This window comes from Inquilinus sp. NPDC058860 (assembly GCF_042743185.1).
Classification (GTDB): domain Bacteria; phylum Pseudomonadota; class Alphaproteobacteria; order DSM-16000; family Inquilinaceae; genus Inquilinus.
The window spans coordinates 1-19975 of the sequence record NZ_JBHYMS010000022.1 but is presented as its reverse complement, the minus strand read 5'-3'; the positions used below and the strand labels follow the sequence as shown (position 1 = coordinate 19975).

The following is a 19975-nucleotide window of genomic DNA, read 5'->3' as shown; positions in this document are numbered from 1 at the left end:
GCCCCCGTCGGCCGCCATCCGCCGACGGCCTTATCCGCCCCCTTTACCCACCAACAAACTCGAACCCGGCCTTGCGGCGGAAATCGTGCCGCGCCTCGATGGTGCGGACCGTGCCGCTCTTCGACCGCATCACGATTGAATGGGTGACCGCCCCGCCCGGGATCAGGCGGACGCCGCGCAGCATCGGGCCGGTGGTGACGCCGGTGGCCGCGAACATGACGTCGCCGCCGGCCAGGTCCATCAGCCCGTAGACGCGGGTGAAGTCCTCGATGCCCTGGCGCTTGGCGCGCTCACGCTCGTCGTCGTTGCGGAACAGCAGGCGGCCCTGCATCTGGCCGCCGATGCAGCGCAGCGCCGAGGCCGCCAGCACGCCTTCGGGCGCGCCGCCGGTGCCGAGATACATGTCGACGCCGGCCTCGGGCGTGGACGTGGCGATCACGCCCGACACGTCGCCGTCCGAGATCAGCATGATCCGGGCGCCGGCCTCGCGCACGCGGGCGATCAGCTCCTGGTGGCGCGGCCGGTCGAGCACGCAGACCACGAGGTCGGAGACCGCGACCCGCTTGGCCAGCGCCAGCGCCTTGAGGTTCTGGGCCGGGCTGGCGTCGATGTCGATCAGGTCCTTCGGCAGGTCGCCGCCGACCGCGATCTTGTCCATGTAGACGTCGGGGGCCTTCAGAAAGCCGCCCTTGTTCGCCATGGCGATGACCGCCAGCGCGTTCGGCCCGCCCTTGGCGGTGATGGTGGTGCCCTCCAGCGGGTCGAGGGCGATGTCGATCTCCGGCCCGTCGCCGGCGCCGACCTTCTCGCCGATATAGAGCATCGGCGCCTCGTCGCGCTCGCCCTCGCCGATCACCACCTCGCCCTCGATGGCCAGGCTGTTCAGCGCCTGCCGCATCGCGTCGACCGCCGCCTGGTCCGCCTGGCGCTCGTCGCCGCGGCCCATCAGCCGCGACGCGGAGAGGGCTGCCGCTTCCGTCACCCGCACCGCCTCGAGCGCGAGGTTGCGGTCCATCACCTGGGACTTGGTTTCCGGCCGTTTCATCGTCTCTCCGATCCTCTCGGTCTCGTCTCCGCCGCATCGGCCCTCACGGGCGGCGGCGGACACATCGTGCGACGGGTGTACCGGCTTTCGGCTACGGCCGGTACCGGGAATAGTTACAGGTCTTCAATGCGGATGACATGCGGCGGTTCCAGCACCGCGTCCAGCGCGCCCAGCGCCGCCAGCAGCCGGGTCATCGCCGCCTCGTCGGTCTCATGGGTGATGATCACAAGCGGCACCGCGTCGCCGGGCGACCGGCCGCGCTGCAGCAGGCTCTCGACCGAGATCTGCTGGTCGCGCATGGCGGCGGCCACGTCGGCGATCACGCCCGGCCGGTCGACCACCATCAGCCGAAGGTAATAGGCGCCGCGGCGGTGGTCCATCGGCGCCACGGCGGCGCGCTCCAGCCGCGCGGCCGGGATGCCGAGCACCGGCACCTTCAGGCCCCGGGCCAGGTCGACCAGGTCGGCGACCACGGCCGAGGCAGTCGGGCCGGCGCCGGCGCCGCGGCCGGTCATCATCACCTGGCCGACGAAGTCACCCTGCGCCACCACGGCGTTGAACACGCCCTCGACATGGGCGATCGGCGAAGCCTCGGTCACCATGCAGGGATGGACGCGCAGCGACAGCCCCTCATCGGTGCGCCGGGCGATGCCGAGCAGCTTGATGCGATAGCCCAGCTCCTGCGCATAGGCGATGTCGAGCGCCGAGACCTGGCGGATGCCCTCGATGTGCAGGTCGTCGAACTCGACCCGGGCGTTGAAGGCCAGCGCCGCCAGCACCGCCAGCTTGTGGGCGGCGTCGATGCCGTCGACATCGAAGCTGGGATCGGCCTCGGCATAGCCCAGCTTCTGCGCCTCGGCCAGCACCTCGGCGAACTCCCGGCCGGTCGTCCGCATCTCGGTCAGGATGTAGTTGCAGGTGCCGTTGAGGATGCCGAACACGCCGTCGATGCGGTTGCCGGCCAGCCCTTCGCGCAGCCCCTTGATCGCCGGGATGCCGCCGGCCACCGCCGCCTCGAAGGCCAGCGCCACGCCGGCCTCCTCGGCCCGGGCGGCGAGATCCGGGCCGTGCACCGCGAGCAGCGCCTTGTTGGCCGTCACGACCTGCTTGCCATGGGCGATCGCGGTCTCGCAGACCGCCTTGGCGACGCCGTTGGCGCCGCCGATCAGCTCGACCACCACATCGATCTCGGGGTCGGCGGCCAGCGCCACCGCGTCGTCATACCAGCGCACGCCGTCGAGCGGCACGCCACGGTCGCGGTGCCGGTCGCGGGCCGAGACGGCGGCGACGACGATGCGCCGGCCGCTGCGCTGGGCCAACAGGTCGGCATGCGCCTGCAGCAGGCGCAGCACGCCGCCGCCGACGGTGCCGAGGCCGGCGATGCCGATGCGAAGAACCGGGATCACGATACCGCTTTCAGGCTGTCGACACGCAGACTGGCCGGCTGCGGGTCGTTGCGCCGCCGGCTCAGGAAGGTCTTGATGGCCTTGCAGGCCTGGCGGATGCGCTGGTGGTTCTCGACCAGCGCGATGCGGACATGGCCGTCGCCGTATTCGCCGAAGCCGACGCCCGGCGCCACGGCCACCCCCGCCTCTTCCAGCAGCAGCTTGGAGAAGGCGAGCGACCCCATGCTGGCGAACGCCTCCGGGATCGGCGCCCAGACGAACATGCTGGCCTCGGGCTTCTCCACCGGCCAGCCGGCGGCGCGCAGCCCCTCGACCAGCGTGTCGCGGCGCAGGCGATAGCGCGCCCGCATCTCGTCGACGAAATCCTGCGGCCCGTTGATCGCCGCGGTCGCCGCCACCTGCAAGGGCGTGAACGCGCCATAGTCGACATAGGACTTCACGCGGGCGAGCGCCGCGATCAGCCGCTTGTTGCCGGCGGCGAAGCCGATGCGCCAGCCGGCCATCGAATAGGTCTTGCTGAGGGAGGTGAACTCAACCGCGATGTCGCGCGCCTCGGGGATCGCCAGGATCGAGGGCGGCGGCGCCGTGTCGAAATAGATCTCGGCATAGGCCAGGTCGGACAGGATCCAGATGCCGTGCTGGCGGCAGAACTGGACGATCGGCCGGTAGAAATCGAGGTCGACAACCTCGGCCGTCGGGTTCGACGGGTAGTTCAGCACCAGCGCGGTCGGCTTCGGCACGCTGTGCCGCACCGCCCGCTCCAGCACGTCCATGAAATTCGTGCCCGGCGTGATCGGCAGCGACCGCACCGACGCGCCGGCGATGATGAAGCCGAACATGTGGATCGGGTAGCTCGGGTTCGGCACCAGGATGATGTCGCCCGGGCTGGTGATCGCCTGGGCCAGGTTGGCCAGGCCTTCCTTCGACCCGATGGTGACGACGAGCTCGCTCTCGGGGTCGAGTTCGACCCCGAAGCGGCGCTGATAGTAGGCGGCCTGGGCCCGGCGCAGCCCCGGGATGCCGCGCGAGGTGGAATAGCCGTGGCTGCGCGGGTTCTGCGCCGCCTCGGTCAGCTTCTCGATCACATGCTTCGGCGGCGGCCCGTCGGGATTGCCCATGCCGAGATCGATGATGTCTTCGCCCCGAGCTCGCGCCGCCGCCTTCATCGCGTTCACCTCGGCGAACACATAGGGCGGCAGGCGCTTGATTCGGTGGAAGTCCTGATCGGTCATCGACGTGTCCCCCCGACGCCCGTCGGGGCGTCCGGTGCTGAGCTTACTGGGCGAGGTAGATTTCGACGCGGGCGGCCTGGCCGTCGGTGATGTTCGGTCGGGTGTCGGCCGAGCCGCCGGTGACGATTCGGGCCGGGTCGACGCCGGCCGCGCGCAGCGCGGCGGCCACCGCCTCGGCCCGCGCCTTGGCCTGGGCGGCACCATCGCCGGCGCCGTAGCCGACAACCCGCAGCTTCGGGCTCTGCGCCGTCTTGGCGACGTTCTCGATGGTGCTGTTGGCCGAGGCCGGGAGCGTGGTGCTGCCGCCATCGAACTTGACCGTGCCGGCGACCCGGTTGTTGAAGCTGAAGGCCGGCTTCGATTCCTGCGCCGGGGCCGCTGCGGCCTGACCGTTCGCCGGCCGGTTGCCGAAGCTCAGCGCGCCGGGGGCGCCCGAGGCGGCCCGGTCGGCTTCGAGCTGGCTGCGCACCGCGGCCTGCTGCTCCGGCGTCGGCAGGTCGGTCGGCTTCTCCGGCACGGTACCGAGATTGGGATAGGCCTGCTGCGAGGCCGGGCGCGGCATCGAGTCCATCGCCGGGGGGGCGGCGGTGTCGCGGCGCTGACCGAAGGTCAACGGCGCGACCGTGCCGGTCGGCTGCTGCTGTTGCGCCTGCTGCGCCGCCGCCTGCTGCTGCGCGATCTGCTGCTGCCGCTGGAAAGCGGCCTGGCGCTGCTGTTCGATCTGCGCCCGGCGCTGCTGCTGGGTCGCCTGCTGCTGCGCCCGGGCCTGCTGCATCGCGGCGCGGTCGGCGTCGGTCTGGGCCAGCGCGGGCAGGTTGTAGGTCTTGGTGTCACCCGCCTGGGCGGTGCCCAGGGGCCCGCCGACGCTGGGCACCGGCGGCGCCTCGGCCGGCCCGAGCGGCGTGACCTCGGCGGTCTCGACCTTGGGCACGGAGGCCGGGACGTCACCCGCATAGGGCGTGCCGTCGAAGATGCGGCCGCCGCAGCCTGCGAGGGCGAGGCCGAGGGCGAGGGTGACAACGGCGCCACGGACCGGAAGGCCGGGGCGGGCGGAAGCGATCATGAGAGAGCCGGTGCGACGCATGGGCACGTGCCTAGCACACTTCGTTGAAAGGGTGGACTGGAAAGAGGATGGCCGTGCAAAGTGGCGGATAAGCGGCATTCTACGCTCGATTCCGCGCCTCGGGCGATGCCGCCGCAGACAAGGGATCCTTGGCCATGACCGAACGCGCCCGCGCGGCCCCCAGCCGGACGAAGTCCGGCGAAGCCGAGATCAAGGCCCGGACGAAGTCCGGCGAAGCCGAGCCCAAGGCCCAGACGAAGCCCGGCACCGCGGCGCCGGAGGCCCCGCCGCCGGCGGATCCGGCCGAGCTGGCGCGCCGCATGGTCGAGATCGCCGAGCGCAGCGCCCGGCTGGTCACCGCCTTCCTGGAGAAGCAGGGCCGCGCCGAGGCGCCGGAGCTGGATCCGCTCAACATCGGCTCGGCCTTCCTGGCCATGACCTCGCGGCTGATGGCCGACCCGACCCGGCTGGTGCAGGCCCAGATGTCGCTGTGGCAGGACTATGCCACGCTGTGGAGCCGCACCGCCCAGCGTCTCTTGGGCCAGGAGGCGGAGCCGGTGGTGACGGCGGAGAAGGGCGACAAGCGCTTCAAGGACCCGGCCTGGAGCGAGGTCGCGGTGTTCGATTTCATCAAGCAGTCCTACCTGCTGACCGCGCGCTGGCTGCAGGGCTCGGTCCGCCAGGTCGAGGGGCTGGATGCCAAGACGGCGAAGAAGGTCGACTTCTACACCCGCCAGTTCATCGACGCGATGGCGCCATCCAACTTCGTCGCCACCAACCCCGAAGTGCTGCGCAGCACGCTGGAATCGCGCGGCGAGAACCTGGTCAAGGGCCTCGAGAACATGCTGGCCGACCTGGAGCGCGGCCAAGGCCGGCTGGCCGTCAGCATGACCGACCGCACCGCCTTCGAGATCGGCCGCAACATCGCAGTCACCCCCGGCAAGGTGGTGTTCGAGACCGAGCTGATGCAGCTGATCCAGTACGACCCGGCCACCGAGACGGTGGCGCGGCGGCCGCTGCTGATCATCCCGCCCTGGATCAACAAGTTCTACATCCTCGACCTGAAGCCGCAGAACAGCCTGATCCGCTGGGCGGTGGAACAGGGCCACACCGTCTTCGTGGTCTCCTGGGTCAATCCGGACGGGCGCCTGGCCGGCAAGAGCTTCGCCGACTACATGCTGGAGGGGTCGCTGGCGGCGATCGGCGCGATCGAGCAGGCGACCGGCGAGCGCGAGGTCAATGTCGTCGGCTACTGCCTGGGCGGCACGCTTCTGGCCTGTACTCTGGCCTGGATGACGGCCAAGGGCGAAGAGGATCGGGTCAAGAGCGCGACCTATCTGACCACGCTGACCGACTTCACCGATCCGGGCGAGCTCGGCATCTTCGTCGACGAGGAGCAGTTGCGGACGATCGAGGCGAAGATGTCCGGCAAGGGCTATCTCGAAGGCTCGGCCATGGCGACGACCTTCAACCTGCTGCGCGCCAACGACCTGATCTGGTCCTTCGTCGTCAACAACTACCTCCTGGGCAAGGACCCCTTCCCCTTCGACCTCCTGTACTGGAACAGCGACGCGACCCGGATGCCGGCCGCGATGCACAGCTTCTATCTGCGCAACATGTATCAGGAGAACCGGCTGGCGCAGCCGGGCGGCATAGCGCTCGCCGGCGTGCCGATCGACCTGACCACGATCAGGACGCCCAGCTTCATGCTATCGACCCGCGACGACCACATCGCGCCCTGGGCCTCGACCTATGCCGCGACCCAGCTGTTCGGCGGCCCGGTGCGCTTCTGCCTCAGCGCCTCGGGCCACATCGCCGGAGTGGTCAACCCGCCGGCGGCGAAGAAGTACTGCCACTGGGTCAACACCCGGACCCCGGCGAGCCCCGACTCCTGGCTCAAGGGAGCGAAGCAGGTCGAAGGCTCCTGGTGGCCGGAATGGCAGAAATGGATCTCCCGCCATGCCGGCGGCCAGGTCCCGGCCCGGCACCCTGGGGACCGCGAGCTGACCCCGATCGAGGACGCGCCCGGGCGCTACGTGCGGGCGACGTGAACGCACGCCACGACGTAGGTTGGGTTCGCGACAGCGAACCCGACACTGGTCCGGCTGCACGATGTTGGGTTCGCCCAGCGAACCCAACCTACTCAGCATCTCACGCCGCCAGGTCAGCCACTCGGCCATAGGCTTGGCGCAGATCGGCCAGGCGATCGCCCTCCAGCACCCGGTCGAGATGGATCTCCGGCCGGGACGCGGCGGCGAGGACGACGCGGTAGAGATGGGTCCACAGCCCGGCGCCGCGATGCACCACGGCGTAGAGGATCTCGCGCCGGTGCGGGTCGCGCGGGCCGGGACAGGGGTGCTCGTCGAGCCGCTCGACCGTGTCGCCGGGGCCGGCGAGCGGGATCGCGGCGGAAGCGGATGCGGACATGAAAAACCCTCCTTCGCGGTTGCGAGGAGGGCTGACGCGCGGCGTTCGACCCGTTTGGTTGCCGGTCCGGCCGCATCGCCCCTCTTGCGAGAGGCCACCACCTTGCCCGGGAGGCAGGTTGGCGTGGGCGTCAGCCCAGCTCTGGATGCGAGGCCGGGTGTAGCGCGGGCCGAGGCGCAGCGCAAGAGGGATGGCAGGCCTTGCCTCGGACCCACGGATCGTCGGACCCTGACCCGTCCTCCAGCGGCGAGCCTGCGATGCCCGATCCCTCCCCTGCCCGGCCCGTGCCCGACCTGTTCGCCGCCCGGCCCCAGGCCTATGACCGCTTCACCCGAGCGGAATGGGCGGCGCTCCGGGCCTCGACGCCGATGGCGCTGTCCGAGACCGAGCTGGCCGAGCTGCGCGGGCTGAACGAGCCGATGTCGCAGGCCGATGTCGCCGACATCCTGCTGCCGCTGTCGCGCCTGCTGAACCTGCACGTCGCCGCCGCCCGCAGGCTCGACGGGGTGCAGGACGCCTTCCTCGGCCGGCCCGGCCCGCCGCCGCCCTACATCATCGGGGTCGCCGGCAGCGTCGCCGTCGGCAAGAGCACCTTCGCGCGGCTGCTGCGCCTGCTGCTGTCGCGCTGGCCCGACCATCCGCGGGTCGAGCTGGTGACCACCGACGGCTTCCTGTGGCCGAAATCGGTGCTGGAGGAGCGCGGGCTGATGCGGCGCAAAGGCTTCCCCGAGAGCTACGACCTGCGCCGGATGATCGGCTTCCTGGCCGCGGTGAAGTCCGGCCGGCCGGAGGTCGAGGCGCCGGTCTATTCCCACCTCGCCTACGACATCCTGCCCGGCGAGAAGCAGGTGATCCGCCGGCCGGACATCCTGATCTTCGAGGGGCTGAACGTGCTGCAGGCCCCGGCCGGGGCCTCGGTCGTCACCTCCGATTTCTTCGACTTCTCGGTCTATGTCGATGCCGAGGAGGAGGACATCGCCCGCTGGTTCGTCGAGCGCCGCCTGCTGCTGCAGCGCACCGCGTTCCGGGACCCCTCCTCCCATTTCCATCACCAGCGCGACTTGCCGGAGGCGGAAGCCCGCCGCGTCGCCCGCGAGATCTGGGACCGGATCAACGGGGTGAACCTCCGCGAGAACATCCTGCCGACGCGGCAGCGCGCCCGGCTGGTGCTGCACAAGGCCGCCGACCATTCGGTCGACGCCGTCGCCCTGCGCCGGATGTAGCCATGGACCTGCCCCTCGGACCGCTGCTCGGATCGGGCAAGGAGGCCGAGGTCTTCGATGCCGGCGACCTGGTGGTCAAGCTGTACCGGACGACGGCGACCGCGCCGAAGCGGGCGGCGTTCCGCGAGGCGTCGATCCTGGCGCTGATCGAGGCGCTCGGGCTGCCCGCGCCCTCGGCCCGGGCCGTCGGGCAGATCGACGGCCGCTGGGGGATCGCCATGACCCGGGCCGGGGGGCCGTCCCTCGCCGATGCCATCCGCTGCCGGCCCGACCGGGTTTCGGCCTGCCTGGAGCGCATGGCCCGGCTTCAGATCGAGATCCATGGCCATCCGGGGACGCATCTCGGCAGCATGAAAGCCAGGCTGGCGGTCAATATCGGCCGGGCGCCGATCCCGGATGAAGCATTGCGGCGCCGGCTGCTGGACGACCTGGCCGAGCTGCCGGAGGGCGACCGCCTCTGCCACGGCGACTTTCATCCCTGGAATATCCTGGGGCCGCCGGGGCAGGAGGTGGTGGTCGACTGGCTGGACGCCTGCGCCGGCGATCCGGCGGCCGATGTCTGCCGCTCCTACGTGCTGATCCGGCCGGTGGCGCCGGAGCTGGCCGTCGCCTATGTCGAGACCTACATCGCAGCCGCGGGCGAGAGCCGGGACCTGGTCTTCGCCTGGCTGCCTTTCGTCGCCGCCGCCCGCCTGGCCGAAGGCGTGCCCGGCGAGGCCGAAAGACTGATGGCGATGGCCGCGTCCGGATCGCCGTTCTGACCCCGGATCCGGCTGTGCGGACCCGGCATATCCGGTCTGATTCCGCGTCGACCTTGCCATTCCACCCGTATTCCCCCATGTTTGGGGGGTCATTCTGGTTTGGACGGCCGGCCTGCTATGCCCTCGCGGCCGCGGATCCCTCGCCTTTCCCCTTCCCGTTTGATGCGTCGCGCAGTTCCGCGCGGCGCCACCCCCTCAACTGGAGGAAAAGCGATGCCGATCGGCACCGTTAAGTGGTTCAACAGCACCAAAGGCTTCGGCTTCATTCAGCCGGAGAACGGCGGCTCGGACGTCTTCGTCCACATCTCCGCCGTCGAGCGCGCCGGTCTGCGCGGCCTGAACGAAGGCCAGAAGATCTCCTACGAGGAGCAGCGCGATCCGAAGCGCGGCAAGACCTCGGCGGAGAATCTGAAGGAAGTCTGAGCCTTCGATTGCGGAGCGGATCAGGAGCGCCCGCGCCGTCGGGCGCTCCTTTTCTTATGACAGATCGACGATGCGGAAGCGTCGCGCCAGAGGAGGCCGTCATGCCGTTCAAGCCGAACTACAATCAGCAGCGCAGCGAGCGTAACCGCGCCAAGGAACAGAAGAAGCAGGAGAAGCTGCAGAAGCGCGAGGAAGAGGCCGCCCGCCGCAAGGCCTCCCAGGAGGGCGACGCACCCCAGGACGGCGACATGCCGCCGCAGGATGGCGAGACCGACCCGTCCTGACCCGAACCGTCACCGGAGTGCCCACATGGCCCGGAGCAAGAAGCAATCCAATGACAGCGCCTTCGTGCTGTTCAACATCGTCTACCAGGACGGCACGCTGAGCTCGAACCGCAAGGTTCCGCGCGCCGAGGCCGACGGGCTGGACGGCGACGCCCCCGTGCGGGCCTTCATCGAGGCCCAGGACCGCAAGATCGCCGAGATGTCCGGCAATCCCCGCGGCCCGATCAAGACCATGACCCGCCTGCGCGGCCAGTAGCCGGTCGGCGCGGCGGCCCGGGGCCGCCGCCTTTTCGCCCTACCCCATCCAAACCGCGCTGAACTTGGCGTGGCTGCCGTCATGCAGGCGCAGATGCAGCCATTGGTCGACGAAGGCCTTGAACACCACGTCGCCGCGCGGCAGCAGATAGGCCTTCTCGGCGAAGGTGAAGGGCTGGTCGGGATGCACGGCGCACAGGCCGGGGCGCAGCTTCTGCTGCAGCCGGGTCTCGCTGGCGTCGGTGATCATCACATCGGCCCGGCCGGCCAGGATCTCGTCGAAGATCTTGGTGTTGTCCGGGAAGATGGTGACCTTCGCCGACTTGACCCGCTCGCGCACGAAGGCCTCGTTGGTGCCCCCCGGCGGCTCGATCACCGTGACGCCGGGCTGGTCGATCTGTTCCACCGTCTGGAACTTGTCGACATTCTCGCAGCGGGTGATCGGCGTCTTGCCGTCGACATCGATCGGGATGCTGAAGAAGGCCTGCTTCTGGCGCTGCAAGGTCACGCTGATGCCGCCCATCGCCATGTCGCAGGCGCCGCCGGTGAAATCCGCCATCAGCGTCTTCCAGCTGGTCTTGACGAACTCCGCCTTCACCCCGAGCGCCGCGGCCAGGTCGCGGGCCATGTCGATGTCGATGCCCTCGTACTCGCCCTTGGCAGGATCGAGATAGGTGAAGGGCTTGTAGTCGCCTGTGGTGCAGACCTTCAGCACCCCGGCCTTGGTCACGGCGTCGAGCGTGTCGGCGCGATCCGCAGCGGTCGCGGCGACGGGCAAGGCGAGCAGCAAAGCGGCGGCGGCAAGCAGGCGCATGATTCCTCCCGGATTTGATTCGGCAAGGATCTTAGTCGGACAAATGGGACGCCACCAACAGGGTCGTCCGCGCGGCCGGTCGCCGTTACCATCCTCGCCATGAAGCTGATCGCCTACACCATCGGCGGGGCGCATCCGGAGATCCGCCCGGCCCCGGCCACGCGCGACTGGATGTCGGCGACGCCGGAGGGCTTCGCCTATCGCTGCCTGCCGCTCAACATCGCCAACGCGCATGGCTGGGAGATCCTGTGCCCGGGCACGATCCGGGCCTGGTGGGACGGCGGCACGGCGCCGGAGTCGGTTCGGGTCGAGGCGGAGGGCGACGCCCCTGCCCCGGCGGTCGGCCATTTCGGCAGCGGCATCCTGACCTTCCACGTGCCGCTGCTGCTGCGCACCGAGCCGGGCTGCAACCTCTGGGTCTCCGGCCCGACCAACGCGCCGAAGGACGGCATTGCGCCACTGACGGGCGTGGTCGAGACCGACTGGTCACCCTACGGCTTCACCATGAACTGGTGCTTCACCCGGCCGAACCACTTGGTCGAGTTCGCGGCCGGCGAGCCCTTCTGCCTGTTCTTCCCCCTGGCACGCGACGGGGTCGAGGCGGTGGAGCCGGAATTCCGTCCGCTGGCCGACGATCCGGCGCTGGAGGCCCGCTACTGGGCCTTCCACCAGGGCCGCGCCGATTTCCTGGCCGACCTCGCGGTGCCCGGCACCGAAGCCAACGAGGCGAGGTGGCAGAAGGGCTACTATCGCGGCATCGCCCCCGACGGCACCTCCGCCCCGCAGCACCAGACCAAGCTGCGGCTGAAGCCGTTCCGGGAGGGCTGATCTTCGGAACGGGCCGCGCGGTCTTCAGGCCCTGGCCCTCGTCTCCGCCGCCACCGCCCCCGCCTCGTCGCCGGACAGGCGCGAGGCGCGGGCGGTCAGGCGCCAGTTGAAGGGGCTGCCGGGCTTGGCCTCGGTGCGTTCCGCCGCCAGCGCCCGGGCCACATCCGCCTGCCCGCCGCGCAGCGCCGCCTCCACCAGTGTCAGGGTCAGCACGTCGCGCTGGGCGTGGCTGCCGCCGAAGCGGTGGGCCACCGCCCGCACCTGCGTCAGCAGCTCGACCGCCGTCCCGTAGTCGCCGGTACCGAAGGCGCGCAGCGCACGGCACACCGGCAGCCCGACCTCGGCCGTCATCGCCGCGTTGGTGCCGCCGGCCGCCGCGCTGCGGACCTGGGCCGCCAGCAGCCGGTCGGCATCGGCATCGCGGCCGGTGGCGACGAAGGCCATCATCGCGTGCATGTCGTTGAAGGCGTAGTAGCCGTCCTCGGCCATCGGCGCCCAGCTGTCGGCGAGCTCGGCCCAGCGGGCGCCTCCGTCGACGCCGCGGAGATGGAGGCGCCACAAGAGCGCCGTGGCGTCCAGCGTCTCCAGCGCCAGCGGCGAGGGCTGCGGCCGGATCGCCTCGTCGTAGAGCCGCAGCACCGTCCCGGTCTCGCCGAGGTCGAGATGGTAGAGGGCGAGGTGCCACCAGTTGTGGAAGGCGAACATGTTGTCCGGCGCCCAGTCGCCGGTGCGGCCGGTCAGCCAGCCGATGCCCTCCGGCAGCCGGCCCTGCATCTCCATGACATGGGCGACGGCGTGGATCGCCCAGGGGTCGCGCGGCTGCAGCGCCACGGCGCGGCGGCCGGTCGCCTCGGCGGCGCGGTAGTCGCCGGTCTCCTCGAGGCCGAAGGCGTGCATGCCGAGGACGTAGCCATAGCCGGGCACCGCTTCGTCCCAGCCCGGCAGCGCCCGGGCGATGCGGTCGCGCAGCAGCGGCGTGTGGCCGAGATAGAAGTCGCCGAGATGGGCGGCCTGCAGCGCCAGCCCGTCGCGCGGCCACACCTCCGCCACCCGGCCCCAGGCGTCGACCGCCCCGGCGAAATCGCCGTCCAGCCAGGCCCGCAGCGCCGCGACATGGCCGCGCTCGCGCTCGTTGGCTCCGGCCGCCAGCGCTTCCGCCGCCTCGACGCTCTGCCGCAGCGGCGCCTCCGCCGCCCTCTCCGTGGCCAGCGCCATCAGCGTGCCGCGCAGGCAATGTCCCATGACGAAGCCCGGATCCTCCGCCAGCGCCGCCTCGATCTCCACCAGCGGGTCGCGGAAATAGCTGTGCAGCCGGTCGAGGGCCGCCTCGTAGCGGTCGAGCGCGGCGCGGCTCGTGGTCGAGACCGGAACACCGCGGCTATCGGTAAGGCCCATGGCCGCCTCCTCTATGGCCCGGTCAGGATACCCCAAGGGCAAAAATGGCGAAGCCCCCGTCCGGGCGGCGGGGGCTTCGGTGCTTGTCCTTGCGGCTGTAGACCTTGCCGGACGGGACGATCTTGTGGCCGAGCCGGCGGGCGATCAGCGCATGCGGATCGCGCCGCTTCGGCCCGGCCTGGGGCACGGGCTTCTTCACGGGCCTCTCCTTTCGGGCTGGGCCGCCGTCATATGGCGCTTCGCCGGTCCGGCGCAAGACCGCAGGCACGACCTCCCCGATTTTGAGAGAAATATCCGGAAACGCGAAACATCTGGCGCCGGACATACGTTCATGCCACGAGTAGGTTCCAACGAACGCCGCCGCGGACCGCTCGAGAACCGGGTCCCAGCAGAACCGAGGCATCCCATTACGCGTACCATTGATTCTCCGGAATCGGCCCGACCGGGCTGGTCGGCGCGCATCCGACGCTTCCGGAAGCACTATCGGCGCCACGGCCGCCGCCACCTCATCACGGTCACGCAGGCGCTGCCCCTCTACGCGCTCTATGGGCTGATGCGGGCGCTGCCGCTCGACCTCGCCTCCGGCCTCGGCGGCTGGGTCGGGCGCACCCTCGGCCCGCGCCTCGGCGCCTCGCGCCGGGCCGACGCCAATCTGCGCCTGGTGATGCCGGAGCTGTCGGCCGCCGAGCGCGAGGGCGTGATCCGCGGGATGTGGGACAATCTCGGCCGCGTGATCGCGGAATTCCCGCATCTCGGCCGGCTGCGCCGCAGCGAGGCCCGGCGGCCCCGGCGCATCCAGGTCGAGGGCATCGAGCATTTCCTGGCCGCCCGCGACGGCGGCCGCGGCGTGGTGATGGCGATCGGCCATTTCGGCAATTGGGAGGTCGGGGCTGCGGTCGCCGCCAATCACGGCGTGCCCTTCACCGCCATCGCCCGGCCGCCGAAGAACCCTCTGGTCGGCCGGCTCCTGCACCGCATCCGCAGCTCGGTCGGCACCATCATGCTGGAGAAGCGGATGGAGGGGTCGGACGCCAAGCGCGCACTGTCGGTGCTGCGGGCCGGCGGCGTGCTCGGGATGATGGTCGACCAGCGCTACAATGGCGGGCTGAAGGTGCCCTTCATGGGCCATGACGCCATGACCTCGCCCGGCGCCGTGTCCATGGCCTACCACCTCGGCTGCGCCGTGATCCCGGTCAGGATCGAGCGCCTGGTCGGCGCCCGCTACCGCGCGGTGTTCGAGCCGCCGCTGGCGATGCCGCGCAGCGGCGACCGCAAGGCCGATATCGAGGCGGCGACGATCGCGCTGAACGAGGTGGTCGAAGGCTGGGTCCGCGCCCGCCCCGAGCAGTGGCTGTGGCTGCACAAGCGCTGGATGATGCCGCGCCCGCGCAAGCTGCGGCAGCGCGTGCTGGCCTACAAGGCCAGCCTGGCGACCCTCAAAGACTAAAGCGCCGATCCGGCGTCCAGCACCACATTGGCGCGGTATTCGACCCCGAGCGCGACATAGCCCTCGGCCAGCTTGCGGTGGTGCTCGTGCTCCTCGTCGGTCAGGGCGCGGACGAAGCGGGCCGGGCCGCCGGCCCAGAGCTGGCCACCGGGCACGCGCTTGCCGGGGGTCAGCAGCGCGCCGGCCGCGACCATGGCACGGCTCTCCACCACCGCCCGGTCCATGACGCAGGCCTTCATGCCGACGAAGCTGCGGTCTTCCAGCGTGCAGGCATGGATCAGCGCCATATGGCCGATGGTGACGTCGTCGCCGATATGGGTCGGGCCGTCGGCCGCGGCGACATGGATCACCGTGCCGTCCTGGATGTTGGTGCGGGCGCCGATGCGGATCGGCTGCATGTCACCGCGGATGACGCAGCCGAACCAGACGCTGGTGCCCGGCCCGATCTCGACATCGCCGATCACCACCGCGCCCGGCGCTATGAAGGCGTCCGGCGCGATCCGCGGCTGCTTGTTGCGATAGGGCAGGATCACCGCGCCCGGCGTCGACATGGCGGCGCTCAGGCCGCCTGCGACCGCGCCGGCAGCAGCCCGGCGGTCGGAGCCAGCCCCAGCGCCAGGTTCATGTTCTGCACCGCGGCGCCCGACGCGCCCTTGCCGAGATTGTCCAGCTGCGCCACCAGCAGCGCCTGCCGCTCCCTGGCATTGCTGAAGACGAACAGCCGCAGCTGGTTGGTGCCGTTCAGCGCCTCGGGCTCCAACTCCGCCGCCGCCTCGCTGTCGGCCAGCGGTGCGACGGAGACGAAGGCCTGGCCCTCATAGTGCTCCGCCAGCGCCGCATGCAGCTCGGCGGCCGAGGGCTGTTTCGGCAGCGACCACAGCGGCAGCGGCAGCGACACCAGCATGCCCTGGGCGAATTGCCCGACCGAGGGCACGAAGATCGGCGCCTGGGCGAGGCCGGACCAGCGCTGCAGCTCCGGCACGTGCTTGTGCGCCAGCTTCAGCCCGTAGAGGTAGAAGGGCGGGCCTTTCTGCTCGGCCTCGTAGCGGGCGATCAGGCTCTTGCCGCCGCCGGTGTAGCCGCTGACGGCGTTGACCGTGACCGGGTAGTCCGCCGGCACCAAGCCACGGTCGATCAGCGGCCGCAGCAGGGCGATGCCGCCGGTCGGGTAGCAGCCGGGGTTGGAGATGCGCTTGGACTTCGCCACCGCCTCGGCCTGGCCGGGCGCCAGCTCGGGGAAGCCATAGGTCCAGCCCTCCGCCGTGCGATAGGCGGTCGAGGCGTCGATCACCCGCACATCCGGGTTCTCGACCATCGCCACCGCCTCGCGCGCGGCGTCGTCGGGCAGGCACAGGATCGCGGCGTCGACCGAATTCAGCAGCCGCCGGCGCGCCGCCGGGTCCTTGCGCTCGTTGTCGGCCAGGCTGACGATCTCGACATCGGCACGACGGGCCAGACGGTCGCGGATCTGCAGCCCCGTCGTTCCAGCCTCGCCATCGATGAACACCGTCGCCGGCATCGCCTTGCCCTCGGAAAGAGATCAGTCAGCGATGACTTAACACATCCCGGGCCGAGGCCGAACCGGCAACGCGGTCATGGCCGATATCGCGCATCCGCGTGCGTCAAAGACGCTTAGTCGGCTTCCTGTCGTCGCCTTTGACAATCTGCTGGTTCGGCGGCGGCTCCGTTCGCGCGGGTTGAACAGCCGGAGGCGGAGGTGGGGACGGCTTCTTGTCGGACATGCCTGGTCAACCTTTCGGGATGCGGACGCCCTTGATCTTCCGCTCATTCACCCAGGGTAGCCGCGCGCCGATGATGATGTGCTGGTTCTCGGGCGGAGCGATCCGGCGAGGCCTCGCAGACGCTCCACCGGCGGTTCCCGGCGTCATGGGGCCTTCCAACCTGCCTGGCTTCACGGTGATCTCGTAATCACCACCAGCATTTCGATTGAGCTTGCCCATCGTCATGCGATCCCGTTGATGACAGCCGAATATACGATGAAGCCGAGCACGAGAACAGCGGAACAAATCAGTGACCACAACGCCCATGTCAAGGCTTGGGTCCGGCTGTTCAGTCGCAACGCATTGATTTTCCTGTTTTTCATCGCAGCGTCTGCCATGCGCCTCACATAGAGCTCTCTGAGGTGACGCTCCATGAAGGCCTTGGCCTCTGTTTCATCCATGCCCTCGACATGCTGCAGGTGATATTCCTCCCCTTGCGCGTACTCGATGATCTCCGTCTCTGCCGGCAGGTAATCATAGGCCCTTGGCCTGATCGCCTTAAAAATATAAATCACAGATCTGACAACACAATAAAACAACACCAGGATGATCAAAGCGAATAGGGCTGAGTACCAGTCGTAGCTCACATCGCCATACTGATCCTTAAGGATACCAACTGTGGTGACGCACAGACCGAGAACGGTCAGCGGCGTGCCTATCGTCTTGACGGCATCGTCCTCCTGGCTGTGCTCACGCTTCAGCGTCTCGTGGAAAATCTTTTCCAGATATTCGTCCGACAGCATCGATGCCTGTCTCGTTTCGTCGGTAATCGCGCCCGAGATAATTCCAAAGTCAATCCTCGTGAGGATAGCGTTGCGGCGGCGGATCGCAATCTGTACGTCAGCCCGCCTTCAACTCTCGCAGCACCGTGGCGATGCGGTCCAGCGCGGCCGGCGCGTGCTCGTAGCCATGGGTGATGCGGAGGTGATGCTCGGCGCCGAGATACACGCCTGGCGCCACTAGCACCGACGCCTTGCGCCGGATCGCGTCGGCGACCGCAACGGAGGACAGGTCGAGGTGGACCCGGACGAAGCCCAGCGCCGTGGCCGCGGGCGGCACCGCCGAGACCAGGTCGGAATTCGCGCCGATCCAGCGCTCCAGCCCTTCCCAGCCGCGGCGCGACAGCTCGCGCTGCCGGGCCACCAGCCGGGCGCGGGTCGCCGGCTCCAGCGCCAGCTCGGCCAGCAGCATCGACGGGCCGGCGGTGGCGATGACGACATATTCGTGCCGGCGCCACGCCGCCTCGACCAGGTCCTTCGGGCCCACCAGCCAGCCGATTCGTAGCCCAGCCAGGCCATAGGCCTTGGACAGGCTGCCGACCACCATCGTCCGCTCATACCCGCCCCAGAAGCTCGGCGTTTCGGTGTCGGCCAGCCGCTCGGTACCGCGATAGACCTCGTCGACATGCAGCCAGGCGCCGGCCTTGGCGGCGATGGCGGTGACCCGCGCCGCCTCCGCCGCCGTCAGGATGCTGCCGGTCGGGTTGTTCGGGTTGACGATAGCGATCATCCGGGTGCGCGGGCCGACCACGGCCTCGAGCGCGTCGAGATCCGGCCGCCAGCCCTGGTCGGGCAGCAGCGGGAAGCTCCTCACCGTGCAGCCGAGGTTACGGGCGATGCCCCAGACCTGGCGATAGCCCGGCTCCATCACCACGATCTCGTCGCCCGGCGACAGCAGCGTCTGGCACAGGATCTGGTTCGCCTCGGACGCCCCGGCCGTGACCAGCACCTGGCCGGCCGCGGCACCCTCATAGAGCCCGGCGATCCGCGCCCGCAGCGCCTCGGTGCCGTTGACCTGCGGATAGAACAGCACCTGGTCGAGCAGCCGGTCGACCGCGTCCGGCCCCAGCACCTCGCGCACCGCGGCGCAGCGCACCGAGCTGTCGGCGAGGTTGTATTCGACCGTGTGCTCCCACTCCGACTGCCACTGCTCGAGCTCGAAAGGCTGGAAGGTCATCGCCGCATCCCCGAAATCCGTCGCCACGCGTACTGCAATATATTACATCTCGATCGGCAACAAGATGCGGATGGAGAGGACACGGGTGACATCGTCGCAGGAGGTGCTGCAGCGGATCGCCCTGCGGCTTCGGCAGGAGCGCCAAGGGCGTGGCCTGAGCCAGGCGGCGCTGGCCGAGCGCAGCGGCGTGTCGCCCCGCATGCTGGCGCTGATCGAGAAGGCCGAGACCAACCCGAGCATCGCCACGCTGGCGGAGATCGCGGCGGCGCTCGGCGTCGGTTTCGGCGAACTGGTGGCCGGCGAGGCCGCGGCTTCGGCGCGGGCGATCCCGCCCGAGGAATTCGTGCCGATGTGGCAGTCCGAGGCCGGCAGCGCCCGGCTGCTCGCCTCCGGCGGCCGGGCCGAGCTGTGGGACTGGACGCTCGAAGCCGGCGCCCGTTACGACGCCAGCCCGGACCCGGCCGGGACGGTCGAGTTGATCCGAGTGCTGGAGGGCACGCTGGTGCTGGAGGTCGACGGCGCCGCCCTCGCCGCCCCCGCCGGCCACGCGCTGCGCCTGGCCAGCGACCGCCCCTATGCCTATCGGGCGGAGGGCGGGCCGGTGCGCTTCGTCAAGGTGGTGAGTCCGGGCGGACGCTGAGCATCTGAGTCACGCCGTCCCACCCGGCAAACTATGCTTGCCTCGCTTGGCTTCGGCCGGCACAGTGCGGGCCGCGGACTCACCAGAGCGGCGATCGGATGACTTCATCGCGACGCAACGCCGTGCTGGCCATCGTCGCCGGCAGCCTGCTGATGACGGCCGCGCCGGCGAAGAATCCCCCGGCGCCGGATCTGGCCGTCTCGGTCCCGCCGCTCGGCCCCGCGATCCCGCTCGGCCCGGACATTCAGGCCGAGATCCCGCATTCCAGCGACCACGCCTTCGCCGACCTGCTGGCCGCGGCCGAGAGCAGCCGCGATCCGCTGCAGATGAACAAGGGCGGCTATGCCGGGCTGTTCCAGCTCGGCGAATCGGCGGCGGCGATCGCCGGCATCTACGACCCGGGCGAGACGCTGACGGCGGAGGACACCCGCAACCGCTGGCGCGGCACCTTCCACATCCCGGGCTATCCCGGGGTCCGGTCGATCGGCGACTTCCTGGACACGCCGGCGGCGCAGATCGCGGCCTTCCGGCTGCATCTCGCCCATCTCGACCGCGAGATCGCCCAGCGCGGCCTGGACCGGCGGATCGGCGGCTATGTCGCCGGGGTGCCGATCACCTGGGACGGGCTGCGCGCCATGATGCATCTGGGCGGGCCGGACGGGACCGAGCGCTTCCTCGCCACCGCCGGTGCCTATGACCCGGCCGACGACAACGGCGTGCGGATCAGCGACTACGGCCGCCGCTTCGCCGGCGTCACCGCCATCGAGCCGACCAAGCCGGCGGTGATCCCGACGGTGGCGACAACCGTGGCGGTCCCCGCCCCGGCCGGACCGGTCAAGCCGGCTGCGGTGATCCCGACCCTGGTCGCGACCACGCCCTCGCCGCGCCGCCGGCCGCCGCAATCGGGTAGGAGGGCGCCTTACGGCGGCCCTCCTCCCACACCACCGTGCGTACGGTTCCGTACACGGCGGTTCATGAGGCGCGGTTGAGGCGGC

Annotated in this window: 23 protein-coding genes and 1 riboswitch; of the genes, 10 read left to right on the top strand and 13 right to left on the bottom strand. The window is 70.1% G+C overall.

The features are described 5' to 3' along the window. Positions 1-43 precede the first annotated feature (43 nt). The 4 genes from glpX to ACFW16_RS16915 all read right to left on the bottom strand — a co-directional run bounded on the left by glpX (position 44) and on the right by ACFW16_RS16915 (position 4746). Positions 44-1015, bottom strand: coding sequence for a class II fructose-bisphosphatase (glpX, locus tag ACFW16_RS16930; protein WP_380307128.1), 972 nt, complete (start codon positions 1013-1015; stop codon positions 44-46). Positions 1016-1158: 143 nt separating this feature from the next. Then, positions 1159-2451, bottom strand: coding sequence for a homoserine dehydrogenase (locus tag ACFW16_RS16925; protein WP_380307003.1), 1293 nt, complete (start codon positions 2449-2451; stop codon positions 1159-1161). Then, complete coding sequence (locus ACFW16_RS16920) at positions 2448-3683, bottom strand: LL-diaminopimelate aminotransferase (RefSeq protein WP_380307001.1); 1236 nt, start codon at positions 3681-3683, stop codon at positions 2448-2450. The genes ACFW16_RS16925 and ACFW16_RS16920 overlap by 4 nt, the downstream gene beginning before the upstream one ends. Before the next feature lie 43 nt (positions 3684-3726). Further along, complete coding sequence (locus ACFW16_RS16915; protein WP_380306999.1) at positions 3727-4746, bottom strand: OmpA family protein; 1020 nt, start codon at positions 4744-4746, stop codon at positions 3727-3729. A gap of 320 nt (positions 4747-5066) precedes the next feature. Between ACFW16_RS16915 and phaC the strand changes: the two genes are divergently transcribed. Next, complete coding sequence (phaC, locus tag ACFW16_RS16910; RefSeq protein WP_380307126.1) at positions 5067-6797, top strand: class I poly(R)-hydroxyalkanoic acid synthase; 1731 nt, start codon at positions 5067-5069, stop codon at positions 6795-6797. A gap of 100 nt (positions 6798-6897) precedes the next feature. Here phaC and ACFW16_RS16905 read toward each other — a convergent pair whose 3' ends face one another. Next, positions 6898-7173, bottom strand: coding sequence for a hypothetical protein (locus ACFW16_RS16905; RefSeq protein ID WP_380306997.1), 276 nt, complete (start codon positions 7171-7173; stop codon positions 6898-6900). A 44-nt stretch (positions 7174-7217) separates the two neighbouring features. After that, positions 7218-7327, bottom strand: a riboswitch (SAM-I-IV-variant riboswitch). A 103-nt stretch (positions 7328-7430) separates the two neighbouring features. Here ACFW16_RS16905 and coaA point away from each other — a divergent pair. The 5 genes from coaA (at position 7431) to ACFW16_RS16880 (ending at position 10120) form a co-directional block, all read left to right on the top strand. Then, positions 7431-8396, top strand: coding sequence for a type I pantothenate kinase (coaA, locus tag ACFW16_RS16900; protein WP_380306995.1), 966 nt, complete (start codon positions 7431-7433; stop codon positions 8394-8396). 2 nt (positions 8397-8398) lie between these two features. Further along, complete coding sequence (locus tag ACFW16_RS16895; RefSeq protein ID WP_380306993.1) at positions 8399-9157, top strand: phosphotransferase family protein; 759 nt, start codon at positions 8399-8401, stop codon at positions 9155-9157. Positions 9158-9370: 213 nt separating this feature from the next. Then, entirely contained in the window at positions 9371-9580 is a 210-nt protein-coding gene (locus ACFW16_RS16890) for a cold-shock protein (protein ID WP_380306991.1), read from the top strand. A gap of 101 nt (positions 9581-9681) precedes the next feature. Continuing rightward, positions 9682-9864 carry a hypothetical protein gene (locus ACFW16_RS16885; RefSeq protein WP_380306989.1) on the top strand — a complete coding sequence of 61 codons (183 nt, stop codon included), beginning with the start codon at positions 9682-9684 and terminating at the stop codon, positions 9862-9864. Between the two features lie 25 nt (positions 9865-9889). After that, the gene (locus tag ACFW16_RS16880) at positions 9890-10120 is read left to right on the top strand and encodes a hypothetical protein (protein WP_380306987.1); all 231 of its coding nucleotides are present in this window, start codon (positions 9890-9892) and stop codon (positions 10118-10120) included. A gap of 39 nt (positions 10121-10159) precedes the next feature. Here the strand turns inward: ACFW16_RS16880 and ACFW16_RS16875 are convergent, their stop codons facing one another. Then, positions 10160-10933: a transporter substrate-binding domain-containing protein gene (locus ACFW16_RS16875; protein WP_380306985.1), complete on the bottom strand. Its 774-nt coding sequence runs from the start codon at positions 10931-10933 to the stop codon at positions 10160-10162. A gap of 99 nt (positions 10934-11032) precedes the next feature. Between ACFW16_RS16875 and ACFW16_RS16870 the strand changes: the two genes are divergently transcribed. Beyond that, on the top strand, positions 11033-11761 hold the full coding sequence (locus ACFW16_RS16870; protein ID WP_380306983.1) for a DUF6065 family protein: 729 nt from the start codon (positions 11033-11035) through the stop codon (positions 11759-11761). 24 nt (positions 11762-11785) lie between these two features. Here ACFW16_RS16870 and ACFW16_RS16865 read toward each other — a convergent pair whose 3' ends face one another. Together ACFW16_RS16865 and ACFW16_RS16860 are read right to left on the bottom strand one after the other, a co-directional pair. Next, positions 11786-13156, bottom strand: coding sequence for a tetratricopeptide repeat protein (locus ACFW16_RS16865; RefSeq protein ID WP_380306981.1), 1371 nt, complete (start codon positions 13154-13156; stop codon positions 11786-11788). A 22-nt stretch (positions 13157-13178) separates the two neighbouring features. After that, positions 13179-13355: a hypothetical protein gene (locus ACFW16_RS16860; RefSeq protein WP_380307130.1), complete on the bottom strand. Its 177-nt coding sequence runs from the start codon at positions 13353-13355 to the stop codon at positions 13179-13181. On the opposite strand from ACFW16_RS16860, the gene ACFW16_RS16855 reads away from it, so the two are divergent. Beyond that, a complete protein-coding gene (locus tag ACFW16_RS16855) occupies positions 13308-14603 on the top strand; it encodes a lysophospholipid acyltransferase family protein (RefSeq protein WP_380307124.1) in 1296 nt (431 codons plus the stop codon). The genes ACFW16_RS16860 and ACFW16_RS16855 overlap by 48 nt on opposite strands. Here ACFW16_RS16855 and ACFW16_RS16850 read toward each other — a convergent pair. The 5 genes from ACFW16_RS16850 to ACFW16_RS16830 all read right to left on the bottom strand — a co-directional run bounded on the left by ACFW16_RS16850 (position 14600) and on the right by ACFW16_RS16830 (position 18340). Continuing rightward, positions 14600-15154 carry a gamma carbonic anhydrase family protein gene (locus ACFW16_RS16850; protein WP_380306979.1) on the bottom strand — a complete coding sequence of 185 codons (555 nt, stop codon included), beginning with the start codon at positions 15152-15154 and terminating at the stop codon, positions 14600-14602. The genes ACFW16_RS16855 and ACFW16_RS16850 overlap by 4 nt on opposite strands. An 8-nt stretch (positions 15155-15162) precedes the next feature. Next, on the bottom strand, positions 15163-16122 hold the full coding sequence (argC, locus tag ACFW16_RS16845; protein ID WP_380306977.1) for an N-acetyl-gamma-glutamyl-phosphate reductase: 960 nt from the start codon (positions 16120-16122) through the stop codon (positions 15163-15165). Between the two features lie 229 nt (positions 16123-16351). Further along, positions 16352-16564 carry a hypothetical protein gene (locus ACFW16_RS16840; RefSeq protein ID WP_380306975.1) on the bottom strand — a complete coding sequence of 71 codons (213 nt, stop codon included), beginning with the start codon at positions 16562-16564 and terminating at the stop codon, positions 16352-16354. Positions 16565-16566: 2 nt separating this feature from the next. Continuing rightward, positions 16567-17127 (bottom strand): hypothetical protein, encoded by a 561-nt coding sequence (locus ACFW16_RS16835; protein ID WP_380306974.1) that lies wholly within the window; start codon positions 17125-17127, stop codon positions 16567-16569. A gap of 97 nt (positions 17128-17224) precedes the next feature. Beyond that, positions 17225-18340 carry an aminotransferase class I/II-fold pyridoxal phosphate-dependent enzyme gene (locus tag ACFW16_RS16830; RefSeq protein ID WP_380306972.1) on the bottom strand — a complete coding sequence of 372 codons (1116 nt, stop codon included), beginning with the start codon at positions 18338-18340 and terminating at the stop codon, positions 17225-17227. 85 nt (positions 18341-18425) lie between these two features. Between ACFW16_RS16830 and ACFW16_RS16825 the strand changes: the two genes are divergently transcribed. Next, on the top strand, positions 18426-18980 hold the full coding sequence (locus ACFW16_RS16825; protein ID WP_380306970.1) for a helix-turn-helix domain-containing protein: 555 nt from the start codon (positions 18426-18428) through the stop codon (positions 18978-18980). A 98-nt stretch (positions 18981-19078) separates the two neighbouring features. Beyond that, positions 19079-19969 (top strand): hypothetical protein, encoded by an 891-nt coding sequence (locus ACFW16_RS16820; protein ID WP_380306968.1) that lies wholly within the window; start codon positions 19079-19081, stop codon positions 19967-19969. Positions 19970-19975: the final 6 nt, after the last annotated feature.